Raw genomic sequence first — 24,231 nt, 5'->3', positions numbered from 1 at the left:
TTCGGTGATCATTGCTCTTGGCCGTTGTGATGGAGATTGGGGAACCCGTTGCTTGGCTCTGGTTCTCGTCTTCTATAGACCACTTCCTTGATCGCGGCGCCCGAAATCGTCGTAGGCTGGGCCTTTGTGCGTCTCGTGCGAGCTTGCTGTTGCTTTGTACCCAGGTTGTTTCGTACCCAGGTTGTTTCGTGCGATGTGCTTGGTTCGCTTAGAGCCAGCGTCTCTCTTTGATAGAGCGTGAAGCCTGTTCCTTGCCTTGCCGGTCCTATTCCGGCGCTCGGTCATAGACCTAGGTGCTTGGCCATACTCGTTTCCATGATGAACCCTGGAGTCATCGGTACCGACCTCGGTAATCCCCCAGTCAAGGGCTACAGCTGGGCCGGTTGCCTTAGCTAGACGCGCAATGTCGTAATGGGGTGGATGAAGGCCCGCTGGTGTTCTTTATCGAGCACAACTCTGATGTTGCCCGACACCCAAGAGATGCCAGACCGAGGTAGTCAGATGCGCTTGTGAGGGGTTGAGCTGGACGTAACGTCTGGTGTTGCCTTTGGCTGTGTCATTGTCGACAGCCGAGTACAAGGTAGCGTCCAAAGACAGAGAGCGAGACTTGGTAACCGTTGGCCAGCTAGTGCCGAGCGAGCCCCGAATGACACGGTGTGGGTACGAGGCTATCTTTGCGCTCGCGTCAGGAAGGATAGCCACCGTGGGAATCTCTGGTATACCACCACCCATGATCTGCCCGATGGCCGAGTATCTCGCGAGACGGGTGTAGGCATCATGTCTCTCGTTCTCGTCTGTGAAGCGTCTCCACATCTTTGCCTTGATGTTGCCGATAGCAAAGCAGGACTCGATGTGGCAAACACAGGTATCCACGGCATCAAAGGAGGCTGGTCTATTAGATGAACGTTGATGCCCGCTGGGTATCGACCCTTGGCGTAGTCGCGCAAGCTCTTGCTTGGATCTAGTAGTCCCCACAGGCTAATCTGGCGCAGATGAGTGACAACGACGCGCTTTGCATCGCTCTTGTCCCCGATCACCAAGCACCGCTCGTCATACTTGCCCTTCTTGGGTGACAATGTGGCCAGACCTACCGTGCGCTTCACACTATCGGCCATAGGACGAGGATCAGACATCGAAGGTTCAGACATCGAATCATGGGCGTACCCCCGTTGTGGTGTGCATAGGAGGATCAATACGTCCCTTTGTTTCCCATCGGTGTAGTGTCACTGAGTGGACTCTAAGCTCTTGTGCCACAACCCAATAGGTACTGACCTTGTTCTAGAGACATTATGGCAAACTATGTTCAAGAGTGATCAACGTAGCCGTATCAGTAGCGTGCCCCTCGGCGTCGATGTGTGGGGCAATGCGATCGAGCCACGCCGGTATGTACCAGCTTGTCTTGCCCAACAGCGTCATGATGGAGGGGACCAACAGGAGTCTGACGATGGTTGCGTCGATGAGAACACTGACGCCAAAACCGATGGCGAACATCTTGATGACCACATCGGTTGAGCCAGCGAAGGCAAAGAAGACGCTCGCCATGATCAGCGCAACCGCCGAAATCACCCGGCCGGTCGAGGAGAGGCCCTCAGATACCGCCTCCGTGTTGTCAGCCGTGCGCAGCCAGATCTCGCGCACCCGCGAGAGCAGAAAGACCTCATAGTCCATCGAGAGCCCAAAGACGACCGCAAAGACCACGAGTGGAACGTAGGCCTCGATCGAGACGTCTTGTGGGACGCCGAGCAGGCTTCGCCCCCAACCCCACTGGAAGGTTGCCACCAAGACGCCATAGGCAGCGCCGATGCTCAGAAGGTTCATGATCACCGCCTTGATCGCCAAGACGAGGCTGCGAAAAGCGGACAGGATCACCATGAAGGCGATGATGAGGACGACGATGATCGTCACCGCAAGATGTGAGCCAAGCGTCTGGTCAAACTGTATCTGGAGCGCGGTGGCGCCGGTGAGGTAGCCCTGCGCACCCGTCCCGCGGGTCACCTGCGGGATCGTGGTGTTGACGAGCGTGGTAAACAGTGTCGACGTCGCCTGGGCATCCGGGCCAGATTTGGGGATGACATTTGCCATCAGGAGGGCTCCGTTGGATGAGGGTTGCGCAGGAGAGGCGGAGGCGATATCGGGAACCTTTGCCAGGTCGGTCGTAAGATCGTTCGCGATGGTGGAGGAGGAGACATGGTCGTGGACGAGGTTGACCACGATGGTGAGTGGACCATTCGCTCCCGGTCCGAAGGCGCTTGCGATGTCATCGTAGGCCCGGCGTGAGGTGAAGCTGGTGGGGTAGGAGGAGTCACCGACGTTGCCAAGGCGCATCGAGAAGAACGGCACGATCAAGATGCAAAGGAGTACCAGGCCGGTCAACAAGAAGATCACCGGTCGCCGTTGTAGGCTTCGGGCGTACCGATGCCAGAGATCCTGATCGCTACCGGCCTCAGCGACGGTGCGGCCGACGTGCCATCGATCGATACGACGACCAGCCAAGCCAAGCCCTGCGGGCACGAGCGTCACGGCTCCGGCAGCCGCCGTGAAGACACCGAAGAAGGCGGCAAAGCCGAGTTGGCCGAAGAAGGTGATGCCAGAGGCGTAGAGTCCAAAGAGCGCAACCGAGACACTGGCTGCCGCTACGAGGACGGCGTGGCCGCTGGTGGCGACCGTCTGGCCGGCGGCGGTCACTGGATCCAGTCCGTCCATGATGCGCTGGCGAAAGCGTGTGGTCAAGAAGACGGCGTAGTCGATTCCCACCCCGAGCCCGATCATCAGCGCCAGCGTCGGCGACGCGGTTCCAAAGGTGATGACGCTGGCGACGATGCCGAGCAGTGAGATGCCGATCCCGACACTAAAGAGCGCGGTGACCAGGGGTAGCCCGGTCGCGACGAGACTGCCAAAACTGATGATGAGCACGATGATGGCGACGCCAAAGCCAATACCCTCGGAGGCGAGGTCTTTGGTTGGCGGGTTAACGATCGCGTCGAAACCTCCTCCGTAGTTGACGGTCAGGCCGGCGTGCGTCGTCGGCTCCATCGCTTGGTACAGCGAAGATGCATAACTGGTACCAAGCGATGCCGGAAGTACAGAGAGGTGGACGGTAATGAGCGCGGTATCGCCTGAGCTCGACAGGCCGGTAGCGCCAGGAGCAAGCGGGTTCGAGACCGTGATGACGTCCTTGAGCTTGGAGAGATTCTGTTCACTCTCGTCGAGCGCGCTCGATTGTGAGGCCAAGTCCTTGCCGGTGACGACCACCAGCCCGGTGTATCCGGAGGCCTTCGGATCGTCATGGGTCAGGAGGGCAAACCCGGTCGATGCCTGCGTTCCCGCGAGGTTGATGTTGTTTTGGTAGACGCTCGAGATTGCGTGATGCCCAGCGAGTGCCGCAATCAAGACGACGAGCCATATGCCGATGGTACGGCCTGGCCGTCGTGCACAGGTGTGCCCAATACGTTCAAGAACTCCTGGCCGTCGTTCCATGGTGGTTATCTCCTCCCCAGATCTGGCTCTCAGGCAGCATATCATACGGCAGAAGTGCCAGTTAGCGATTTTGTCAAAAAACCTTGCCTTCTGGTTATGCATGGGGAACTGGTAGGGTGGTGAGGGTGAGTGAAATTCAGCAGCCCGGGAGACGCGAGCGTCATAAGGCACGGACGAGAGAGCAACTCATCACGACAGCTCGCGAGCTCTTTGCTCGCCAAGGCTTCGCCGAGACGACGGTCCTCCAGATCACCGATACAGTTGATGTCTCTCAGCGGACGTTTTTTCGGTACTTCGATTCGAAGGAAGATCTGCTTCTTGTAGACCTGGTTGACTTTTTTGACGCTGTTGCTAACGAGCTTCACACCCGTCCATCGCACGAGCCACCGTTGGTGGCGTTGTATGAGTCGTTGGTGGTAAGCATCCAACGCCGCTTGGACGATTCCGCGGAGGTTCCGATGTTTCGGCCCCGCCAACTCGGCATCGACCTGACCAGCCAACTTGCGCGTACCTATGTGAACTGGGAGCTTCGCATTGCCGATATTCTCGCCGAGCGATTGTTGAACACGGCCAAAGATCCCCAGGATGCCCGTATCCATGCCGATGTGGCCGCGGTGGTTGGTGTGAGTGTGTTGCGCAGCGCGGTGAACGAGGTGACCGCGGCTGATTTCGAGGCGTTCCATTTGGGCACGAAGGCCCTTACCGAGCGACTTCAACATGCCTTCGATCTCGCTGCGTTGGAGCTGGATAGGCTGGCTAGCCACTACTCGGCGCTTGACTGAGCCCCTGACCAGGAATCGCTGCAGTCGCAAGGTTAACCCCTTGCACGGGTAAGGGTGCGTCTTGGGCACAATGCGTGTCGCCTCGCAGCTCGAAGCCATAGCGATGCTGGGCTAGCATGAGGTGACGGTCTGGCACAATTGATGTGACGGAATATCGATAAAGGAGGGTCGATGGACACCGCTAATCAGATGGCCACCAGTGATGGCAATCAATCGAGGCTTGTACGAATCCTCGCGTTTGTGCCACGGATTCTTGCTTCCAAACCCCACATTATTCTGCTGACCGTGCTGGGTGTTTACCTGGTCGTGCTTCCGTTATTGTCGGTGCATGTTTCTGCCTTTGCAGAACTGGTTGGTGGTAACTATACGAATGTCACCAGTGACCTCGGGGCCTGCATCGCTGCGGGGGGAACCATCCACCTGATCAAATCACACCGTGAACACCGCAGTGAACTTGCCAAGCTGCAGGAGTTGGTAGCCGATCTCCATCGCAAGTTGGACGCCAAGGCGTGATGGCCCAAGTCTCAGCTGTGCTTCAGCGCGTGCCAAGCTTGGTCGGGCACGATGGTGTCATCATTGGTGCGATGGATGTCCAATAGCACCACGTCAAACGCCGATGTGGGCGGGTGATGGGGTGAGAGTTGCCACGACGCGGTATTGTCGGTCGACGTAACGTGTCTGGTTGTAGCGACATCGGTGATGATTGGTGTAGCACATCGCGTGGTGATCCACGCGTGAGAAGGAGTTTGATGAAGACGTCAGCCCTCGATGATGGGGTGAGCCGAGGCGTTCAACGATCGGATCGGAGAAGTGCCGGCGAGACCGGCTTGCTGATCAGCCTTGCGGCTGGTGGGATCGGCCTCGGCGTTGTGCTAGGGCTTCCGTTGGTTGACGGAACGGTGCACGAGATCGGTGCCCCAGGTGGATGGACTCTTTTTCTTGGGTCCTTCACCGGACTGGTTGGTACCTATCTTGCGCTCTTAATGGTGCTGATGGCTTCGCGGGTGCCGTTGCTCGAACGCGCGCTCGGTCGAGGTGGCGTGATGCGGTGGCACAAGAACCTCTCGGTGCTAGCAATCTCGTTCATTCTTGCGCATGCGGTGCTGACGACGGTGGCCTATGCAAAGATCGCCAAGACTGGTATCGTGCACGAAATCGGGGTGCTGATCAACTCGTATCCTGATATGATCACCGCCTTTGTCGCGCTGGGCTTGATGTTGTTGATCGGGCTGGTGTCGCTCCCCTGGTTACGCCAGCGGCTCTCGCGAGAGAGCTGGTGGCTTCTGCATCTCTTGATCTATGCGGCGCTCGTCCTCTCGTTCGCTCACGAGCTGGCACTTGGGCCTAGCTTTGTGAACCACTCCGTTGCCCAATGGGTGTGGGGGGTTGCCTGGATTCTCGCTGGGATCGCCATCATCGTTTATCGGGTGCTGATACCGATGATGCGCTCGCTTCGTCATGGGCTCAGGGTGGCAGCGGTCGAGCCGCAGCCCAATGGGGTGATCAAGATCCTGCTGCAAGGGCAATATCTCGAGGACTTGAAGCTTGAAGGTGGTCAGTTCTTTGAGTGGCGCTTTCTCACGCGCGGTCGATGGTGGCAGGCCCACCCGTTCTCCATCGTTGACCGCCAGGGCGATACCCTGCGCCTCATGGTACGACCCGTCGGCGACTTTACTGCGAAGCTCGCCGACCTGAAGGTCGGCACCTCAGTATGGTTTGAGGGTCCGTACGGCAACTTCACCGCAGCCCAGCAGCAAAAGGATCGGGTGCTCTTGATCGCGGGGGGTATTGGCGTCACCGCCCTGCGTGGCTTGCTTGAGGACCTCCCGCTTGGGAGCCGGCCCGCGGTCGTGTTGCGGGTGACCGCCAAGACCGATCTTGTGCTGGTCGACGAGCTAGAGCGACTGGCCAACGAGCGCAACGGCAGAGTCTACATCCTGAGCGGAGATCGCACCGAGGTTGATTTGCGTACCATCGCCGGCAATATCAAGGACTATCGGAGCCGCGATATCTTCATCAGCGGGTCACCCGGGTTCGTTGAGGCCGTCCATGATGTGTTTGTGCAGCTCGGCGTCAAACGCCGCCAGCTCCATGTCGAGGCGTACACGATCTGATGGCATGGGTTTTCGAGACGTTGATGAAGGTGCGCGCCAAAGTGCCGTTCGGAGTCGGTGGTGATCAAGCACAGGCATTTGCGTTGATGAGTCCGGATGCACGATCGGTGAGAGGTGGACACGACATGGACATGCACGGAGTTAAACAACCAATCATTGAGAGGGCGTCCTGATGCGTCGATGGTTCACATTGCTCGGTGCGACCGTAGTTGGTTTAGTTGGGATCCTTGCGCTACATCCACGGGCTAAGACCCAGCTCAGCGTCGCAGCCGTAGATAAGAGCTCTAAGCAGGCCAAGACAAGCGCAAAGACCAAGGCCTCAACACCCGCCGCTGCGTCGCTCCCAGCTGGTCCAGTGTCGGTGACTGGACCAGTGACCAACTATGGCTTTGGCGATATCGCCGTGACCGTCGATGTTGCTAATCACAAGATTGTCAATATTGCAATCGCCAAGTTTCAGGCATTGGAGGCCTATTCGGTCGAGATTGAGCAGGCTGCAGTGCCCTCGTTGCGCACCGAGGCACTCAAAGCACAGGGTCTTCCGATCGCGATCGTCTCGGGTGCCACCTACACCAGTCAGGGGTTTGCCTACTCGCTGCAAGGTGCGCTCAACAAGCTTAAGGGCAGTTGATGTTGGCAGAGATTGCAACCATGGGGACGGTCTTCACCCTGACGGTCGACGAGGATTCGCAGCTGCTAGCTGTCTGGAATGACCTAGTCGATGAGGTTACCCATGAACTCGAGCGCATCGACGACACGTTTAGCACCTATCGGGTCAACAGCGAGGTAAATCGCTTTCGTCGAGGTGAGGGCATCGTTCACAGCGAGGACTTTGACGAGGTGTTGGTGCTCTGTGAGGTTGCTAGAGAGCTGACTGATGGGTATTTCGATCCCTGGGCGGTGCCTGGGGGCTACGATCCTTCGGGACTCGTGAAGGGTTGGGCTGGTGAGCGAGCGCTGGCGTTGTTGGTAGATGCGGGGGCCAACGAGGCGGTTGTCAACGCTGGCGGCGATATCGCCATCCATGCAATCAATCCGGTCAACATCGCTATCCGCCATCCAAATGAGGCCGATCGGGTCTGTGGGGTCGTGCAAAGCACAACCGGTGTCGCGACCTCTGGCCTGTACGAGCGAGGTTGTCACATCGTCAATCCGTTTGGGGATGAGCTCAGCGCCGTAGCGGCGACCGTTGTGGGTGCTCCGCTCTATCTCGCGGATGCCTTCGCGACCGCGCTGATCGCCGGAGGTGCAGAGGTGCTCGCCGAGATGGCCCGCCAGGGCCAATTCCGTGGATGCTACATAACCCCTGACCTGGTCATGCACGCCATCCCGGGGACCCTGGTGGACATCGACGCTGGTTGTTCAGACCTGGATGATCTCCAAGAAACATAGTGGTCCACATGCGCTCGGTAATGCTGACATCCCTGGCCTAACCGATGAAGTAGGTCCCATACTCCGGCTCACGCAGCGAGCCAAAAGGCATGTTGAGGCGGTAGATGGCGAGCTCTTCGTCGCTCGCTCCGTCGACATTGGTGAGTGCAATGTGAGAGTTCGTCGGCTTAGCGTCGTCGCTCAGTTCGACGTTGTTATCTAGTTTTCGCTGCCTTATCGCCATCTCCTGCTCTTCGGTCGAGAGTGCTTCCCATGCGGTGAGATTATGGAGATGCTTTTGCACCATGACGTAGCTGCCACCGATAAAGTCGGGCTCTTCGCCACCGATAGTGGCTACCTCATCTACTAGCGCTGGGCCGGGATTCTCTGTGCCGTCAACAAAGCCGAGGAGATCGCGCTGATCAAGGTATTGAAACCCTTGTACCTCATCGACCACGACGGAGTCAGATGCAACTGTTGACATATGAGCCGCGAGCCAACTCGAAAGCAGATGCCGAGCTTCCGCGTCCGAATGTAAAAGAGTAGGTCTCCCTAGGTCGCGACCGCCTCACGTTGCACCCCCTTGCGTAGGGTGAACGGGTTGAGTTGTCGTGGCCGATGCCCTGGGGAGAGGCGGTCCCAGAGGAAGGAGCCGATGCCGATGACGCAGCTGAGCCGTGTGTTGGGATAACGAAACCCGACCGCTTTGGTCAAGCCATCGATACTGCCGAGCAGGGTGCGAAAACTGTCGCCTTGGTCTTCGACCCTGACGACCAAGAAGAGCGCCGCCTGGGTTAATGGTCGCGTATTGGCTTGGGGTCGAATGACGTCTCCTGCGGGTTACTCATTCGCTCTCACGTTCGGCTGCTATGGTGGCCAACATTAGTGCTGACCATCGTCGGTGCCTCGTGATGTGATGTGGCATCGCCCAGCTTGATTAATTGGGATTTATCGATTGGGCTTGATCTACGACGGAGTCTTTAGCGATTACCTGGTGATTTCGAGGAGAAGGCCACCGAGAATTGCGGTGTTCTTGTAGAACTGAATGGCCTGGCTGCTGCGTGCAGCTTCATCCTCTTCGCGCCAGAAAGGGTGTCCAACCAGGGTGGTGGCGGTGATTGACCCGGCAAGTCCAAGGGCTGCGAGCTTTGGTTTGATGCCAAGGGCGAGGGCAACACCACCGACGACCATGACGGCACCGTTCAAACGAACAAGCTCCTGGCTCGCCGGTAGACCCGATCGCTCCAATGCTTTGTGACGCATACCTGGCTCGCGCACCGCACCGAGCCCACCATAGATAAGAGGAGAGGCGACCATCGCTCGTCCAAGTTGCAGACACAGTTTTGTTGTTCGTTGCCCCATTTGAGGTTGTCCCTTCGTCGTGTTGCTTGTTTGTTACTACCAGTGTAGCAAGGGGGCGAGCTGTTAGTGGAGGTGGATCGGTACGTTGGACCAGCGGTGGAAACTTGGTTCGTTGTCATCTTGGTGGGTTTGGATGTGACGTTGACTTGTTGGAGGTCTCGCTGAGAAAGGCGATTATGCGGGTTGATTGCGACTAAGCAGCCTGGCCGTTGCAGGCATGGGGCGATTGAAACTACCCCCAAACCGAGACACACCACTCCGTAACACCAAGGAGACTGGTAGATACGGTAGACATGGAAGAGATCAAGGGTAAAGAGACAACGGTTCGAAGAAAGTTTGACCGCGAAGTTAAAGATGACGCCCTCAGGCTTGTCGAGCTATCGAATCGATCCCTCACGCAGGTAGCCCAGGAGTTAGACATCTTGAGAAGCCACCCTGTCCAACTAGATGTTTGAGGCTTACAAAGCCAAACGAGCAGCCAATGGCACTGGTCCTCATCGTCGAGGAGCATCGCCGGCTTTCCCAAATCGATACATCTTGGATCGCACTTGGACCTACGACGTGGCCCACGCGACCCTGCTTCGTGGTGTTAGGTGTCGATCGGCAACTGCTGATCGGGCGAGTGATCGGTGACCTCGGAGGAGGCGTCGGTCATAAGAGGACCTGCGATCGAGAACTAGTCTCACACCCAGCACAGCGGCTGATGCGGCTAGGCTAATGGTTGTTAATGCAAATAGTCGCCCCGAAGATTGGCGTACCACGCCCGGGTGAGCGAAGCAAAGCAATGAGATGAGATGAGATGAGATGAGATGAGATGAGATGAGTGAGGTATCGATGACAGACTATCTTGGTGGTGCATTTTCGATTGGTGGGTCGCTGCGAGTTGGCCGCCTCGGGTATGGCGCAATGCAGATTACAGGCCCCGGTGTTTGGGGCCCGCCTGCTGATCCCGAAGGCGCGAAGGCGGTTCTTCGACGCGCGGTAGAGCTCGGGGTTACCCTCATTGACACCGCGGACTCCTATGGCCCCTACATCAGTGAAGAACTCATCAGCGAGGCCCTGTATCCGTATCCGGCTGGCTTGGTGATTGCCACCAAGGCCGGATTGGTCCGGACAGGCCCCGGTGTTTGGGTGCCGGTTGGCCGCCCGGCGTATCTGCGTCAAGAGGCTGAGATGAGCCTTCGCAGGCTTCGTGTCGAGCGCCTTGACCTCTTCCAGCTCCATCGTGTCGATCCCGAGGTGCCATTGGCCGAGCAGATCGGCGTGCTCAGTGAGCTGCAAGCCGAGGGTAAGGTCGATCGTATCGGCCTCTCGGAGGTTGATGTCGATGTTGTGCGTGAGGCTCAGTCGTATGCCACCATCGATTCGGTGCAGAACCTGTACAACGTCGCAAACCGTCAATCAGAGGCAGTTCTTGACTACTGCGCATCGGAAGGCATTGGCTTCATCCCCTGGTTCCCGATCCAGACGGGCGCACTCGCCAGTGGCGATGGGGCACTCGGAGAGGTCGCACGTGAGGTTGGAGCGACGCCTGCACAGGTTGCGCTGGCATGGCTGCTGGCGAAGTCTCCGGTCATGCTCCCGATCCCAGGAACCTCCAGTGTCGCCCACGTCGAGGAGAATATCAAGGCCGCGGCCATCGTGCTCTCAGATGAACAGCTCGCCCGTTTGGACGCGCTGGCCTCGTAGTGGTTACCTGACACTCACACCAGCCTCCTGGTGCGGCGGGCTGGTGTGAGCACCTGGAGGGTGTGATCGATCCTTTCCAGCATGGTGGCGTTGGTGGTTAGGTGGCCCGTTGTGTGAGCAACCGGTCTCCAAGCACCACCGCGACGGCGGCCATCGCACAGCTTATGGCTGCAAACACCCACCCTGCGCTGTAACTGAAGTGGTTGATCAATACGCCGATGATGGTGGGTCCAAGCATGCCCCCCAGTCGACCCCCGAGCTGGGTCATACCGGTCGCCCTGGCAGGGGTGGCACGGTGTTTTTCGATCACGGCAAAGTTAAAGAGTCCATTCCAACCCCAACCGATCCCCAGCGCGATTACCGCCCCCGGAAGGATCAACGCACCCAGTTCGAGATTTTGCCCGATCGCGAGGACCGCATAGCCGGCGGCTCCGATGATCATCATGGTAGCAATCACTGAGAAGTGTGAAGAGCGTCGGCGATCCGCCAGGAAGCCGCTGGCGATTCGAACGATCACCGTCGCGGCTCCCGCGCTGGCGGCAATGAGGCCGGCCGTACCCTTTGCGATGTGGGCATGCACGGCGCCAGAGACCAGAAAGGCCGCCATGCCAGAGGCGCTCAACACGCCGAGCCCAATGCCGGTAGCAAGCAAGACGATGGGAACCTTGTCGATGCGAGGTAGCGTCTGCCCATGATTAAGTCGCCCAATCGCCCGTGGCTGGGTCGGCCGCGGCACCAGGATGGCGGTTGCGATGGATAGAATCGCCGCGAGTCCGAAGGCCCATCGCCACCCGACGGTGAGCGCGAGCGCTGGCACCGCGAGCCCTCCGAGCAGTGATGCGAACGGGACGGCAGCCTGCTTGATGCCAAAAGTGGCACCCTGTCGTCCGGGGGTGCCGCGCCGAGCGAGGAACAGATTCGAGGCCGTCGCGGTGGCAGCGCTGACCATGCCGCAGGGAAAGAGGAGCAGGGTTACCGTCCACCACGAGGAGGTTACGAGGGCGATGCCTGCGAGCAAGATGCTCCCGATGATGGGTGTCAACTTGAGGACCCGAACCCCTCCAAAGCGCTCGGCGACACGACCTGATGGCACTGCCCACGACGCCGCACCGAGGTAGTAGCTCGTGACTGCGAGGCCGAGCTCGGTGGTGGTAATCGGGAACGATTGGCGCATCTCGACGGCCAGTGCGCCGACCAGAAAGGCCGGAATCGACGCCATGCTTGTCGCCAAGACCGACACCAGGAGATCTCGATTGATGAGCTCATTGCCGAGTCGCTTGGGCTCCTTGGGTTGCGGGTTGCCCGGATGATTGGGTGGGTGCTCGCTCACACGTCGGCGGGGGGGTTCCCGAATGCGCGTGCTAGGTGGGGGCCAAGACGACCCGTGAGCGCAAGCGAAAGCATCCGATAATCGGCTAGCAGCGATGCGACGGGGTGAGAGAAGGTCTCTGGGCGGTTACGCTCAAAGACGAGGTGTGCAAACCAGGCCGGGATGTAGCCAGCCACGGGTGTCAGGAGAAGGTCACGTAAGCGACGAGCGCGAACGATCGTGTAGATTGCCAGGAGCGATCCTAGGTAATGGAGTGTGCGCGTTGAGCGTAGTGAGTGAGCCCGCAGGTACCGTAGCCAGAATTCGTCGTCCATATCCCTACTCTAGCGTTGGCCGTCGCCTGACACAAGAGACCGGGACGAACAGCTGGCACAAAAGAACAGGGCTTGCTGGCGTCAGGGGCACCGGTCGCATCATTGTCCAAAGGATGAGACGATAGGACTCGATCGGTCATATCCATCGACCGAGGCGCTATGCATCATCGCCTGTCGGAGGCGCCTCCTCTAAGAGGCCCGCATCGAGCCGCTGGGCGTCAGCGGCGATCTCGGAGACACTCGGGGCGCCGACATCTGTCGTAGTATGGGCGCGAGGTGCCGTCGAGTGCTCAGCCGTCTGGAGGGTCCTAGTCGTTCGGGGTGACTCAGTCGTTCGGGGTGACTCAGTCATGCGGAGTGATTCATTGACGAGATCGAGCTCATCGAGCTCACCATCCCTGCCATCGACCCCGTGTTCCAAGAAGCGCCGGGCCGAGGGGAGGACGCGTCGTTCTAAGGACCCAACCCCTTCGTTGTAGGCCTTGACGGCGGTGGCGAGGCCGCCACCCATCTTGGCCAGGTGGTCTCGAAAGACGCCGAGCCGTTGGTAAAGCTCGTGACCGATGGCGGCGATCTGGGCGGCGTTTTGCTCGAGTGCCTCTGATCGCCAGCCGAATGCCACGGCCTTGAGGAGGGGTAACAAGGTGGTTGGGGAGGCGATGATAACTGACTGTGTGAACGCCTCTTCGAGCAACGATGGTTTTGCGGCCAACGCCGCGCTCAAGAAGGCCTCGCCTGGGAGAAAGAGGACGACGAAGTCCAGGCTGTTATCCAGCCGCTCGGCGTAGCGACGGGAAGCGAGATCGCGAACCATGACCTCGAGCTGGTGGGCGTGCTCGGCGCGGAGGCTGATCCGCTCCTCGTCGGTCTCGGCCTCAGTCATGCGGAGGAAGGCGTCGAGGGGGGCTTTGGCATCGATGGCGATACACCGATTGCCAGGGAGGCGGACGATCACATCCGGTCGGCTGCGTCCAGTATCGTCTGTGAACGTCGGCTGCTCTTCGAAGTCGCAGTATCTGGTCATCCCGGCGAGTTCGATGACTCGGCGGAGCTGAACCTCACCCCATCCTCCCCGCACGGCTGGTTGGCGTAAGGCCTTGACGAGGCTCTCGGTCTGCTGACGCAATTGGGGAAGATGGATGGTCATGAGGTCGACAAGCGACTTGTCGAGGGCACCAAATTGCTGCCGTCGATTGTCTTGGAGGTCGCGCAACTCCAAGTTGAGGCGTTTGAGTTCTTCGTCGACCGGCTTGACGACGGTGTCGAAGGAGGTTTTAGCGGTGGCTGAAAACGCTTGTTCTGCACGAGTTGCGAGTTCGTCGGTGTAGCTTTTCATGGTGGTCGACACCTTGGCTTCTAGCAAGCCATGGGCATGTTCGATTGCCCGATCGAGTTCCTCTTGGACGACGTGGGCGGCGTTCACGCGCTCTTCGAGGCGTGCGCGATCCTGCTGGGCTTCGGCGAGGGCGTCGGATTTGGTGTCGAGCTCCTGGCGCAGTCGGGCGCACTCGTTGCGTAGCGCCTCTGAATCGCCAACATGGCGGTGGGCGAGGACGTAGCCGAGCAAGACTCCGAGAATCAACGCTAAGGCTACGGCAAGATAGACCATGACGCCTCCTTGGTGAGTAGTCTAAGGCGCAGGCCTGACAGATCAGCAACTGCGGTGGATGAGTAAGAGCAAGTGGGTAAGGCAACGTGGGAGCATCAAGAGGAGAGCATCAGGCAGATTGGAGCCGATTGCCCCTAGCGACGCTGGTGGTCGTCGCCCTGTTGGTGGTCTCGATGACGGTGGCCCAAACGGGAGCGACTGTGTCCCATCCACTGGGGCGATTGAGCTTGGCGAGCAACCATGTCGCGCCAGCGACCATGAGGATCACCTTTGAGGTTGTGCTCAAACCTCGTGATGAGGCGGCGCTGGTAGCGAGCGCATTCGCCCGCGCTGGGGCGCGCCCCGGAACGTATCTCTCGCCAGCGCAGTTTGGACTTCGCTGGGCACCTCCCCCGGCAACGGTCGACCTCGTTACTGACTATTTTCAAGACTTTGGCTTGAGCACCGCTGCGCGTTGGCCAGGCGGGTTGGTGCTGCCAGTCTCGGGCACGGTGGCCCAGGCCTCGAGTGCGCTTGGCGTCCACTTCGATGTGGCGCGACTCTCGAACGGGCGCTTGGTGGTGGTGGCTGACCGTTATCCGAAGCTTCCACACGCATTGCGTGATGAAATCGCGGGCGTTACCGGCCTCTTTGCCAATGGCTATTTCCCGGTCACCCCAAAGGTGGTGGGGACCAATGTTCGATCATCGTGTAGTGATCTTCTGCACGCCAATAGCTCTCATCTTGGGTATTCTCCGGCCTCCGTTGCCCGTTACTACCATCTTCCTCGCTTTGATCGAGCGCGTCCGGTGACGGTGGGGATCGCCGAGTTTGCCGATGTTGACACCGCAAGAACAACCCCGCTTGGGCGAAGCATAGAGACCTATGCCCACTGTCTCGCCGTCGGGGTACACCTTCGGGTGCAGCGTGTCAACGGCGGATCCACCAACACCAGCCATCGACACCTCGAGGAGGCGGCACTCGATATCGAGACGCTCCTCAGCGACGCTCCAGGAGTTCATCTGATCGTGTACACCGCAAGTTCTGGTGACGCCGATGCCCTGTATCTGCGCATGGTGTCCCAAGACCAGGCGAGCGTCTTATTGACGACCTGGGGCTCGTGTGAGGCCGATACCCCGGCCCAACAGCTACAGATCGAGCAGATTGCCTTTGCGCAAGCTGCCGTACAGGGCCAGACGGTTATCGCCGCCAGTGGTGATGACGGCTCTTCAGACTGTCTCGCCACCGATGGGGGTGATCGTCTTGCTGTTGATGATCCAGCCTCACAACCCTTGGTGACCGCAGTCGGTGGGGAGCAGTTTGTGACCCCGCTTGGACCTGACGCTCGCCCAGCGGTATACAATAGCGCGATCTATGCGGGCGCAAGCGGCGGCGGTGTCTCTAGCTTCTTCGGCGCACCACCGTACCAGCACCAGGTTAAAGGCGAGCTTCGACGTCAAGTAGGCAGACTCTGTCGATTCAAGGGTGGCTGCCGGCTGGTACCAGATGTCGCGATGATCGCTGTGGGTGCAAGGATTGATGTACCCGAGACCGGATGGTCCTTGTTGGGCGGAACGAGTCTGGCCGCCTCGGTTTTTGCCGCTGGGGTGGCTGACGTAGAGTCTGCGGTTGGGACTCGCCTTGGCCTTCTGAACCCATGGCTCTATCGACTCGATGCCGACGGTCAAGTCTTTCACCCGGTACGACAAGGGGGGAACGACTTTCGGCATCTGCACCCCGGTGACTTTCGGGCTACGGGCAGCTACAGCCTGGCGACTGGTTTAGGCACGCCCAATTTTGCAGACCTGTTGCGCGCCCTAGGCCAGCGCCTAGATCCGCCGCCAGCGTCGTGGGTCCGCACGCGCGATGACTTCCACCTGCGCGAGCTTACCGACGCATCCTAACGTCTGGGTTCTAGAGTGAATGGGTGGAAATCTCGAGGGCCATCAGACTCTATGGCGTGGGGCTTGGCCCAGGGGATCCAGCGTTGGTGACGCTCGGTGCGCTTCGGGTTCTCGAGCAGGTAGAGCTCATCATCGTACCGTCGAGTCATGCTCGTCCCGTTGGTCGAGCAGAGCAGGTTGTTCGTGCGCTGCTGGGTGACCCGACGCTGCTTAGGCTTGCGATGCCGATGACCCCGGGTTTGACGGGTGTCGGCGAGCGACGTCGAGTGTTACGAGATGCGATCCGTGCCAATGGGGCGCTCCTCGCCGACGCATCGTCATGTGCCTTTGCCACGCTCGGAGATCCAACGCTGTACTCCACGTTTTCACTCTTTGTCGAAGCCCTCGCTGAGGAGGGTGTCCGGACCTCAGTCACCGTGATCCCAGGGATACCAGCGTTTCTCTCACTGGCGAGCCTGACGACTACCAACCTGCTCGACAACGACGAGCGTTTGCATCTCATCCCTGCGACTGGAGAGGTCGCCGAGCTCGACGCCGCGCTTATGGACCCGGGCGCTGCAATCGTGATTTACAAGCTAACGTCGAACTTCGAGGCGATTCGGTCATTGATCGTTGCGCGGGGTAGACAGGAGGGCGCCATGGTGGGTTTGGAGTTGGGTACCGACGACATCCAGGTACTCACCCTCGAGCAGGCGCCCTCAACGGTGCCCTATTTCGCCACCATCATCGTTCCGGTGCTTCGGAGTCTCACATGAGTGCGACCACCCTGGTGCTTGGTGGAACGCGCTCAGGCAAGTCAGCCTTTGCCGAGTCGCTGCTCGAAGATGAACCGGCAGTCCACTACATCGCCACCCTCGCCCCCTCCTCGGATCCCTCCTTTGGCGAGCGGGTGGCGTTGCATCAGCGACGGCGAGGGCCGCGGTATTCGGTGCTCGAACTCGAAGAGCCAAAGGACCTCGTGCGCCTGCTCGGTTTTGACGATCATCCGGTGCTCTTGGACTCGATTGGAACCTGGATCGCTCGTATCGACGTCTGTGACACCGAGAGTATCAACCTCTTGACCCAACAGCTGATTGCCACCCTTCGAGTGCGGCGTAAGCCGCTGGTGATCGTCTCAGAAGAGGTTGGCCTCGCGGTTCACCCGATCACACCCGCTGGCCGCTGCTTTGTCGACGCGCTTGGCTCGATTAATCAGACGCTCGCTAGGGAGGCAGAGCACGTGTTCTTGGTGGTTGCTGGCATTCCGATCCCGCTGCATCAGTTTCGCCGCGCTGATGAGCGATGACTAGACGGAGTTGCCGGTGATCCTCTGTTTAACTCCATGCCTGGTACCAGCGGTGCACTCCTGGGCAACGATCCGGCGCCGTAGTCGAATACAGTTCTCGACCGTCATGGACCAGCGTTGATACGTCGAGGGTTCGATGGCGCCAGAGGTGCCGTGGCCTTTATGACGATGCTGCCTTTGGGCGGCACGCTCAACGTCGTCAGTTTGGTGGTCTTGCCGCTCACTGGCATCATCGTTGGACTCGTCGTGCTGGTCGGCTTTTGGGTGGGGGATCGATCGGGTTCGCCACTGGTTGGCGCCGTCGTCGCACTCGTCTTCGATGCCGCCATCACCCGGGGCCTGCACTACGATGCGGTGGCCGACACCGCCGATGGGCTTGCGGGATTCGTCGATCGCCAGCGACGTCTCGCGATCATGGATGAGCCGACGGTTGGTGCCTTTGCGGTGCTCGCGGTCACAATCGTGATACTCGCCCGCGTCGCGGCCTGGTCATCACTGGGTTTTCCATTCTACCTTGTCGGATTCTTCCTCTTGGGTCGCTGCCTCATGACGGGCTCGATGCTCTGGTTTGCGCCCGCCAAGGAGCGATCGTTGACGACTGTCTTTACGAGTGAACGACAACCGTGGATCACCTGGGTGTTGGGAGCGGAGGCGGCTGTGGGCATCGCCGGCGTCGTTGTGGGGGCGAATCTTTGGGTCTTGGTACCCATCGGTGTGGGGCTTGGCTTTGGCTTTGGGCTGATCGGTTTCGCACTCCGTCGCATCGGTGGCATCACCGGCGACGTGGTGGGCGCGGCTGGACTCGTGAGTGAATCGACGATGATGCTCGTGACTTCGATTCTCAGGATCCATGGCTAGGTTCTGGGCTCGAGTACCGGACGCGGGTGTAGTGCTCGGGGCGATGGCCCTCGATGCCGTGTTTGGCGATCCAGTGAACCGTTGGCATCCCGTACGCTGGTTCGGCTTGGCTGTGAGCAAACTCGAGCGTGTTGCCTATCGCGATTCCATCGCCGGCGGCGCGGCGTTCATGGGGTTGGCTCTTGGGCCCGTGTTAGCGGCTCCAACGCTGATTGCCCCAGGCGGTCGGCTGCTCGAGGGAGTGGTGCTGTGGTTGACCCTTGGTGGGCGTACGTTGTGCGATGAGGCAGAAGCGGTGGCGACGTTGCTCGAAGCTGGCGACCTGGCGGGTGCGAGACGACGGGTTCGAAGTCTTGTTGGCCGCGACACGGATGAGCTTGATGAAGCCGAAGTCGCCCGCGCGGTCATCGAGTCTGTGGCAGAGAATACCACCGATGCCGTTGTGGGTCCTCTTGTCTGGTACGCGATCGGTGGTCTGGAGGCAGCGATCGCCTTTCGCGCTATCAACACCCTGGATGCGATGGTGGGCCACAAGAACGATCGCTATCGCAACTTTGGTCTGTTCGCAGCCAAGGGCGATGATTTGGCCGTCACTCCAGCTGCACTGGTTGGTTTGGCCCTGACCTGGGGGATGGCGAGCGCCGATGGCCGGCGCCGCATAGCGTCCTGTCTGCGAGTGGTACCCGGCCACCCCTCGCTGAACGCCGGGTTGATTGAGGCTGGCTTTGCTGGTGCCGTAGGAGTACAGCTCGGTGGGGACAACCGCTACCAGGGTCGTTGGGTGGCGACCCCCCTCTTCGCTGGCGGCCAGACCCCTTCAGTGAGCGCTATTCGCCGAGCGTGTCAGCTGTCACGGAGGGTGGCTTGGCTCACCGGCCTCATCATGGTCGCTGGCGTGTGTATGGGGGACTGACACCCAACCGTGGGTGACACCTGGACGACGTTGTAATTGGTGCGATCTCCTGAGGACCCGTCGGTCGCGTGACGTTGTCGTATGCTGCGCGGCCAATCGCTCGCCGCCAACGCTTGGTCGACGGCCCTTTGGCGTCGTCGCGAGATTGGTGACGCGACAGCGGGGATGGATGTCAGCGCGTTGGCGTTGATCGCTCCAAGCAATTGCTCACCAATCCACTGCTCGCCGAGCGTTGTTCACGCGTCGATGGCTGGGCGTCTGCGCTGACAGGGATGCTGGGGCACAACACTCGTAGGCCAGGATTTGTGATGGGTGATCGTGGCGATCAATAGTTGTCACAAAAGCTGGGCACAGCGAATCGATTGGTTCTGACGGTCTTATCGGACAAGGCCGCGTAGCGCTACTTCCTCTGGCGGCAGTAGCGAGAATTGACGGGATGGATGGGGGCTGGTGCGACTGAGAGCAACCTGGCAAAACTTGTAGCTCCTATCGCGCAATCCAAAGATTGATCCGGCAACGAAACTCTAGCATGAACAGACTTAGAGCCATCATTCTTGCAGGAATTCTTGTACTTGGCGCCGGCCTCGTGCTGGCGGCTTGTGGTTCAAGTGGCCAAAGCGTTGGCGCGTCCAACTTACATCCGGGCACATCTGCTTCTGGTAAGTCAGTCACTATTGTCATCAGCAACTTTCAGTTCATCCCCGATGAGGTAACTGTTCATCAGGGAGAAGAGGTCATCATACACAACGAGGATTCCGTTGGCCATACGTTTACGGCGGTTAACCGAAGCTTCAATACTGGCGTGATCCCGCCAGGGCACACCGTTCATATCATCATCCACAACAAGCCTGGAACTTACCCATTTCTCTGTCTTATTCACCAGTTTATGACCGGAACACTCGTTGTTGTGAAGTAGGGAGGCGCCTTAGATCCACAGCAAGCAGTCGTCGTTTACCAGTAAGTATCTCAGTAATAAAGGAGTAAAGAAGTGACCAACGATAAATTTGATCCGCGTCCACTGAATGAGCTCATCGAGCAATCGAATGATCTGCAGTCGGATACGATGCACCAAGCCCGTGAAGGGTTCGCCGAGACGGTAGAACTTGGACACGAGTTGCGAAGTCGTAACGAACTTGACCCCGACGAGGCTGCGGCGGTCGCAAATGAGCGGCGCACCATGTTGCGAACCGGCCTCTTTGGAGCCGGAGCCTTGGCCGCCGCGGGGTTTGGAGCCGCGCTCTTTAGTCTCGAGTCGACACCAGCGTTCGCTTCGGCGCCCACCGATGTCCAGATTCTCCAGAGTAACGCCTCCATCGAGGTCATCGCCATCAATACGTACAAGACAGCCTTGACCCTTCCCTACATCGGTGGCTCGAGCGCTAATGGCGTGATCAAGGCGTTCGCCGAGACCACCATGCACCAGCATGAGGAACACTTAAGCGCCTTCAATGCAGCGGCGAAGTCGCTCGGTGGTTCGCCACAAAACAGTGCAGATCCGGCACTCGTCCCCGTCGTTAAGGCGGCGGTAGCCAAGATCACCGGTCCCGAGGCTGTCGTGGCGTTGGCGTTGGAGCTGGAGCAGGCGGCTGCTGAGACCTACGTCAAGGCAACCGGTGTTATCACCTCCAAGAGTGCGAGGACCCTCACGGCGTCGGTGATGGGCGTGGAGGCCCAGCACGCATCGATTCTGCTCGCGGTACAGGCGCTCTTGAAGGCGAATGCGCCTCAGTTGATTGCCCTACCACCAAACGCCGCTGCGTTGCCGGCAGCCGCCGGCTCGATCGGCTTCCCGGATGCTTTCTTCCCGATCGCAAACGCGCGACCACTTGGGGAAGGAGCCGTTCAGTGAGACACCGTAATCGTACAAACAATCAGCAAGAGAACACGAGTAGCTATAAAGGAGTGGTCATGGATATCAGCGAAGCGGAGTTGGCGGCCAAGGTTGTCGAACTCGATGAGATCCATCATGACGTGAGTCTGCCTGCCATGCAGGCAGAGGCCCATGAATGGTCAGAACGGGTAGCGCAAGAGCGCTCAGCGGTTGAGGCACGGTCACGATTGAACCGCAGGACCTTCCTGCTTGGGGTCGGTGCCACCGTTGGTGCTGGCGCCCTGCTGGCCGCCTGTGGCTCGACCTCGTCGTCCAAGAAGTCATCGTCGAGCTCGAGCGCGCCGACCTTGTCGCCAGCGACGCTGACCGATCTCCATGTTGCAGCCCTGGCTGCAAGCCTTGAAAACCTTGGTGTCTATGCCTACACCGCTGGTATCAATGCGGCCAAGGCTGGCAAGCTTGGGTCGGTGCCACCGGCGATCGTCGTATTCGCAGAGACGGCGCGCGCCCAGCACAAGGAGCATGGTGCGGCCTGGAATGCCATCCTGCGCTCGGCGGGTAAGCCCGCGGTTACCGTCACCGATCCGGTCCTGACCCCAGTTGTCAACAAGGACTTCGCTTCGGTCACCAACACCGTCGACTTGGCCAAGCTGGCATTGGAGATCGAGAACATCGCAGGCGAGACCTACCTGTCGGCGATCGGAGTACTCTCCGAGCCTGCGGCGATTCGTACGGCGGCCAGTATCGAGCCGGTGGAGATGCAGCACTCGGCCATCCTCAACTTTGTCTTGGGAACCTATCCAGTACCGAACGCCTTTGAGCCGACGACACTGGCGCGCCCGACGTCTGACTACACAAAACTCTAAGAGGTTGAGCCTCTGGCGATTGGGGCTCTGAACCTAGCCATCCCTATCATGGGCGAGTGATCGCCTCATCGATATCGCGACCAAGAACCGGCTCCATGCGGTGGAGCCGGTTCTTGGGTGTCTGGGCGGTGATTCGGTAAGGTTCGCCGCTAAGGTCAGTGCATGAGCACACAGCGGTCATTACGACTTGAAGATCTAGGGGTTCGACCTATACCGGGAATGACGCTGCCAAGTCAGGTAACGTTTGGCCCGACCGGCGATCGCCTGTATTACCTTGCGCCCGAGGCTGATGGGCGACTAGCGCTCTTTGGCTTCGATGTCGAGGATGGCAGCGAGCGCCTGGTGTTGGCGGCGCCGACGACCGAGGGTCAAGGTCAAGAGACGCTCGAGGAGGAGTTGCGTAAACAGCGATTGCGCCAGACGCTCGGTGGGGTCAGCGGTTTTCAGATCATCGACGAGCGGCGCGCCCTTGTCAACATCGGCGGTGCGTTGCAGTTAATCGATCTCATCAACGGGAGCAAGCTCGATGGTTTCGATCTCTCAGGCCTCTTAGAGGTTGTGAAGTGGACCGATGAGTGTCTGATCGCGACGACTGGACACGAGATCGTACTGGTCTCGTCTAATGGTCAACGCGACAGCATCGTCTCCGTTGCCGGGGAGGGCATGTCAGTGGGGGTGGCTGAGTACGTTGCCCAAGAGGAGTTGGACCGCATGAGCGGACTCTGGCTGGATCCCTCCGGCAAGTACCTTGCCTACACGGAGGTCGACGAGTCCCGTGTCCAACAGCATCGCATCGTCCGTAGCGATGTACATCCAAATATCGTCGAGGAGTATCGCTACCCTTTCGTCGGCGCCACGAACGCCTCGGTTGCACTGTGCATGATCGAGCTTGCGACGAAGACGCGGACAGTCATCGCACATTTCGATGACCGCTCCTACTTGGGCAACGTCGTTTGGCTCGACCCACAACGCCTGGCCTTCTCGATGTTAAATAGAGAGCAAAATCGGTTGACTCGCTCAATCTTTCAGGTGAGCGACGCCGTATGTGTCGATTGGGACGCTGAAGATGGTGCACCGTGGGTCAACCTCCCTGAGCGGGAGTTTGCCTTTGAAGGTGATCTGCTCACGACCTCCGAGGCCGAGGATGGACATGGCCGCCTCGTTCGCCTTGGGGCTGATGGATCCCGAAGCACTATCGGTGATGTCGTTGTGCGTCGACTGTTAGCTCTCGCGGGTTCATCCCTCTTGCTGGTCGCCACGGGTGAGGTGCCGACCCAGGAGTGGCTGTATCTGGTGGATCTCAACAGTGGTGACTTCCAACGTCTAGCAAGCGACGACACGATGGCGACGGGTGTGCTGGCTCCAGGAGGGGAGCGAGTCTACGTTGAGGCATCCAGTCGGAGGCAGCCACCACGTTCTCTGCTGATCTCGACCCGGCCCGCCGTGGACGAAGCGGTGCAGACGATTCGCGCGAGCACACCTCCATTTGACCTTGTGACTCCGGAGCTCTTCGATATCGGGGCTGCGACTGGTGAGACGCTCTATGGTGCTCTCTACCTACCGCCTGAGGAGCACAGAGCTGGAGCCCCTCTGATCGTATCGGTGTATGGGGGTCCCCAAGCCCAACTGGTCACTGACTCGTATGGCCTCACGCTTGACCTGCAGGCACAGTATCTGGCATCATGTGGTGCCGTGGTCGTCAAACTCGATAACCGCGGGAGTTATGGGCGTGGTCGGACGTTTGAGGCGTATCTCTCAGGGCATTTCGGGGAGGTGGAGTTGGCCGACCAGTTGGAGGCCGTTCAGTATTGTCAACGCCGTTTTGGCACCGACCCGAACCGGGTTGGCATCTATGGATGGAGCTATGGGGGCTACATGACGTTGATAGCGATGACGAGGGCGCCTGAGGTGTTCCGCGTCGGGGTCGCGGGAGCCCCTTGTGTCGACTTTCGTTGGTACGATACCGCCTACACCGAGCGCTACCTTGGCGATCCGATTCGCAATCGCGATGGGTATGACCGAACGTCGGTCTTGGATCAACTCGAGGGACTGCAGGGGAAGCTCATGATAATCCATGGTTTGATGGACGAGAATGTCCACTTTGGCCATACGGCGTCATTCATTTCCCGGGCGAACGAGCTTGGTCGGGATCTGGAGCTGGTGGTGCTGCCAGCGAGCCGTCACGCGCCGGTTGATGCCCCGAGCCTCACGCGAGTTGCGACCAGTCGGACGGAGTTTCTTCTTCGACATCTTGATCTCGAGAGCCATGATCTCGAGAGCTCAGTCGATAACTAGCGAGCCGACAGTGAGACAGTCAACCGACAGCTTGCGAGCAAAGGACAGCTGAAGTTCCTCTGAGAGGCGATGTTTGTCCTTCGCAAGTGCCCTTCGAGGGGCGGTAGGTTGTGCTGGTGAGAGATTGCTCTGTCAGCGATACATTCCGTCTGGCGCTCGCCAGCCCGCCTGGCGAGGGCTACCCCGGGTTTTTGGGCTCCTTGGTCGTCGGTCGGCAATTGACGCTTGGCACTGGACGCTCCTGGTCGACTC

20 protein-coding genes and 1 pseudogene are annotated in these 24,231 nt (G+C 59.4%); 15 read left to right on the top strand and 6 right to left on the bottom strand.

The annotated features are described in order from the left end of the window. Window positions 1-1,287: 1,287 nt before the first annotated feature. Window positions 1,288-3,477 (bottom strand): MMPL family transporter, encoded by a 2,190-nt coding sequence (locus MP439_08210; GenBank protein ID MCI2976045.1) that lies wholly within the window; start codon window positions 3,475-3,477, stop codon window positions 1,288-1,290. A 125-nt stretch (window positions 3,478-3,602) separates the two neighbouring features. Here MP439_08210 and MP439_08205 point away from each other — a divergent pair, with 125 nt between their 5' ends. From MP439_08205 to MP439_08185, 5 genes are all read left to right on the top strand, one after another. Continuing rightward, window positions 3,603-4,259: a TetR family transcriptional regulator gene (locus tag MP439_08205; GenBank protein ID MCI2976044.1), complete on the top strand. Its 657-nt coding sequence runs from the start codon at window positions 3,603-3,605 to the stop codon at window positions 4,257-4,259. Window positions 4,260-4,430: 171 nt separating this feature from the next. After that, complete coding sequence (locus MP439_08200) at window positions 4,431-4,772, top strand: hypothetical protein (protein ID MCI2976043.1); 342 nt, start codon at window positions 4,431-4,433, stop codon at window positions 4,770-4,772. A 236-nt stretch (window positions 4,773-5,008) separates the two neighbouring features. Next, window positions 5,009-6,373 carry a ferric reductase-like transmembrane domain-containing protein gene (locus tag MP439_08195; GenBank protein ID MCI2976042.1) on the top strand — a complete coding sequence of 455 codons (1,365 nt, stop codon included), beginning with the start codon at window positions 5,009-5,011 and terminating at the stop codon, window positions 6,371-6,373. A 172-nt stretch (window positions 6,374-6,545) separates the two neighbouring features. Beyond that, the gene (locus MP439_08190) at window positions 6,546-7,004 is read left to right on the top strand and encodes an FMN-binding protein (GenBank protein MCI2976041.1); all 459 of its coding nucleotides are present in this window, start codon (window positions 6,546-6,548) and stop codon (window positions 7,002-7,004) included. Further along, window positions 7,004-7,765 carry an FAD:protein FMN transferase gene (locus tag MP439_08185; protein ID MCI2976040.1) on the top strand — a complete coding sequence of 254 codons (762 nt, stop codon included), beginning with the start codon at window positions 7,004-7,006 and terminating at the stop codon, window positions 7,763-7,765. Before MP439_08190 ends, MP439_08185 begins: the two co-directional genes overlap by 1 nt. Before the next feature lie 37 nt (window positions 7,766-7,802). On the opposite strand, the pseudogene MP439_08180 reads toward MP439_08185, so the two are convergent. Both MP439_08180 and MP439_08175 read right to left on the bottom strand, forming a co-directional pair. Continuing rightward, window positions 7,803-8,521, bottom strand: a pseudogene (locus MP439_08180) (Dyp-type peroxidase). A gap of 210 nt (window positions 8,522-8,731) precedes the next feature. Next, entirely contained in the window at window positions 8,732-9,061 is a 330-nt protein-coding gene (locus MP439_08175) for a DoxX family protein (protein ID MCI2976039.1), read from the bottom strand. An 864-nt stretch (window positions 9,062-9,925) separates the two neighbouring features. On the opposite strand from MP439_08175, the gene MP439_08170 reads away from it, so the two are divergent. Next, on the top strand, window positions 9,926-10,795 hold the full coding sequence (locus MP439_08170) for an aldo/keto reductase (GenBank protein MCI2976038.1): 870 nt from the start codon (window positions 9,926-9,928) through the stop codon (window positions 10,793-10,795). A gap of 97 nt (window positions 10,796-10,892) precedes the next feature. Here MP439_08170 and MP439_08165 read toward each other — a convergent pair whose 3' ends face one another. From MP439_08165 to MP439_08155, 3 genes are all read right to left on the bottom strand, one after another. Continuing rightward, window positions 10,893-12,014: an MFS transporter gene (locus MP439_08165; GenBank protein ID MCI2976037.1), complete on the bottom strand. Its 1,122-nt coding sequence runs from the start codon at window positions 12,012-12,014 to the stop codon at window positions 10,893-10,895. Between the two features lie 107 nt (window positions 12,015-12,121). After that, window positions 12,122-12,439 carry a DUF962 domain-containing protein gene (locus MP439_08160; GenBank protein ID MCI2976036.1) on the bottom strand — a complete coding sequence of 106 codons (318 nt, stop codon included), beginning with the start codon at window positions 12,437-12,439 and terminating at the stop codon, window positions 12,122-12,124. 157 nt (window positions 12,440-12,596) lie between these two features. Beyond that, window positions 12,597-14,048 carry a DNA recombination protein RmuC gene (locus tag MP439_08155; GenBank protein ID MCI2976035.1) on the bottom strand — a complete coding sequence of 484 codons (1,452 nt, stop codon included), beginning with the start codon at window positions 14,046-14,048 and terminating at the stop codon, window positions 12,597-12,599. A gap of 128 nt (window positions 14,049-14,176) precedes the next feature. On the opposite strand from MP439_08155, the gene MP439_08150 reads away from it, so the two are divergent. The 9 genes from MP439_08150 to MP439_08110 all read left to right on the top strand — a co-directional run bounded on the left by MP439_08150 (window position 14,177) and on the right by MP439_08110 (window position 23,979). Further along, window positions 14,177-15,931: a S53 family peptidase gene (locus tag MP439_08150; GenBank protein MCI2976034.1), complete on the top strand. Its 1,755-nt coding sequence runs from the start codon at window positions 14,177-14,179 to the stop codon at window positions 15,929-15,931. Between the two features lie 23 nt (window positions 15,932-15,954). Beyond that, window positions 15,955-16,686: a precorrin-2 C(20)-methyltransferase gene (locus tag MP439_08145; protein ID MCI2976033.1), complete on the top strand. Its 732-nt coding sequence runs from the start codon at window positions 15,955-15,957 to the stop codon at window positions 16,684-16,686. Further along, window positions 16,683-17,216, top strand: a complete 534-nt coding sequence (locus MP439_08140) for a bifunctional adenosylcobinamide kinase/adenosylcobinamide-phosphate guanylyltransferase (protein MCI2976032.1) — start codon at window positions 16,683-16,685, stop codon at window positions 17,214-17,216. Before MP439_08145 ends, MP439_08140 begins: the two co-directional genes overlap by 4 nt. A 162-nt stretch (window positions 17,217-17,378) precedes the next feature. Next, the gene (locus MP439_08135) at window positions 17,379-18,074 is read left to right on the top strand and encodes an adenosylcobinamide-GDP ribazoletransferase (GenBank protein ID MCI2976031.1); all 696 of its coding nucleotides are present in this window, start codon (window positions 17,379-17,381) and stop codon (window positions 18,072-18,074) included. After that, complete coding sequence (gene cbiB, locus MP439_08130; GenBank protein ID MCI2976030.1) at window positions 18,067-18,987, top strand: adenosylcobinamide-phosphate synthase CbiB; 921 nt, start codon at window positions 18,067-18,069, stop codon at window positions 18,985-18,987. Before MP439_08135 ends, cbiB begins: the two co-directional genes overlap by 8 nt. 529 nt (window positions 18,988-19,516) lie before the next feature. Further along, the gene (locus MP439_08125) at window positions 19,517-19,903 is read left to right on the top strand and encodes a cupredoxin domain-containing protein (protein ID MCI2976029.1); all 387 of its coding nucleotides are present in this window, start codon (window positions 19,517-19,519) and stop codon (window positions 19,901-19,903) included. A gap of 72 nt (window positions 19,904-19,975) precedes the next feature. Further along, a complete protein-coding gene (locus MP439_08120) occupies window positions 19,976-20,836 on the top strand; it encodes a ferritin-like domain-containing protein (GenBank protein MCI2976028.1) in 861 nt (286 codons plus the stop codon). A gap of 59 nt (window positions 20,837-20,895) precedes the next feature. Next, entirely contained in the window at window positions 20,896-21,684 is a 789-nt protein-coding gene (locus MP439_08115; GenBank protein MCI2976027.1) for a ferritin-like domain-containing protein, read from the top strand. A gap of 162 nt (window positions 21,685-21,846) precedes the next feature. After that, window positions 21,847-23,979, top strand: coding sequence for a prolyl oligopeptidase family serine peptidase (locus MP439_08110; protein ID MCI2976026.1), 2,133 nt, complete (start codon window positions 21,847-21,849; stop codon window positions 23,977-23,979). Window positions 23,980-24,231 lie beyond the last annotated feature (252 nt).

Source organism: Ferrimicrobium sp., from assembly GCA_022690815.1.
Taxonomy (GTDB): Bacteria; Actinomycetota; Acidimicrobiia; order Acidimicrobiales; family Acidimicrobiaceae; genus Ferrimicrobium.
The sequence above is the reverse complement of the archived record's forward strand: the minus strand, read 5'-3'. Positions and strand labels throughout refer to the sequence as shown.

Coding starts and splice junctions, on each gene's coding strand:
- MP439_08185 (MCI2976040.1), top strand. CDS start 7,004: ATGTTGGCAGAGATTGCAACCATGGGGACGGTCTTCACCCTGACGGTC.
- MP439_08175 (MCI2976039.1), bottom strand. CDS start 9,061: ATGGTCGCCTCTCCTCTTATCTATGGTGGGCTCGGTGCGGTGCGCGAG.
- MP439_08160 (MCI2976036.1), bottom strand. CDS start 12,439: ATGGACGACGAATTCTGGCTACGGTACCTGCGGGCTCACTCACTACGC.
- MP439_08155 (MCI2976035.1), bottom strand. CDS start 14,048: ATGGTCTATCTTGCCGTAGCCTTAGCGTTGATTCTCGGAGTCTTGCTC.
- MP439_08110 (MCI2976026.1), top strand. CDS start 21,847: ATGAGCACACAGCGGTCATTACGACTTGAAGATCTAGGGGTTCGACCT.
- MP439_08170 (MCI2976038.1), top strand. CDS start 9,926: ATGAGTGAGGTATCGATGACAGACTATCTTGGTGGTGCATTTTCGATT.
- MP439_08165 (MCI2976037.1), bottom strand. CDS start 12,014: ATGGCGTCGATTCCGGCCTTTCTGGTCGGCGCACTGGCCGTCGAGATG.
- MP439_08195 (MCI2976042.1), top strand. CDS start 5,009: ATGAAGACGTCAGCCCTCGATGATGGGGTGAGCCGAGGCGTTCAACGA.
- MP439_08140 (MCI2976032.1), top strand. CDS start 16,683: ATGAGTGCGACCACCCTGGTGCTTGGTGGAACGCGCTCAGGCAAGTCA.
- MP439_08115 (MCI2976027.1), top strand. CDS start 20,896: ATGGATATCAGCGAAGCGGAGTTGGCGGCCAAGGTTGTCGAACTCGAT.
- MP439_08190 (MCI2976041.1), top strand. CDS start 6,546: ATGCGTCGATGGTTCACATTGCTCGGTGCGACCGTAGTTGGTTTAGTT.
- MP439_08135 (MCI2976031.1), top strand. CDS start 17,379: ATGACGATGCTGCCTTTGGGCGGCACGCTCAACGTCGTCAGTTTGGTG.
- MP439_08200 (MCI2976043.1), top strand. CDS start 4,431: ATGGACACCGCTAATCAGATGGCCACCAGTGATGGCAATCAATCGAGG.
- cbiB (MCI2976030.1), top strand. CDS start 18,067: ATGGCTAGGTTCTGGGCTCGAGTACCGGACGCGGGTGTAGTGCTCGGG.
- MP439_08210 (MCI2976045.1), bottom strand. CDS start 3,477: ATGGAACGACGGCCAGGAGTTCTTGAACGTATTGGGCACACCTGTGCA.
- MP439_08125 (MCI2976029.1), top strand. CDS start 19,517: ATGAACAGACTTAGAGCCATCATTCTTGCAGGAATTCTTGTACTTGGC.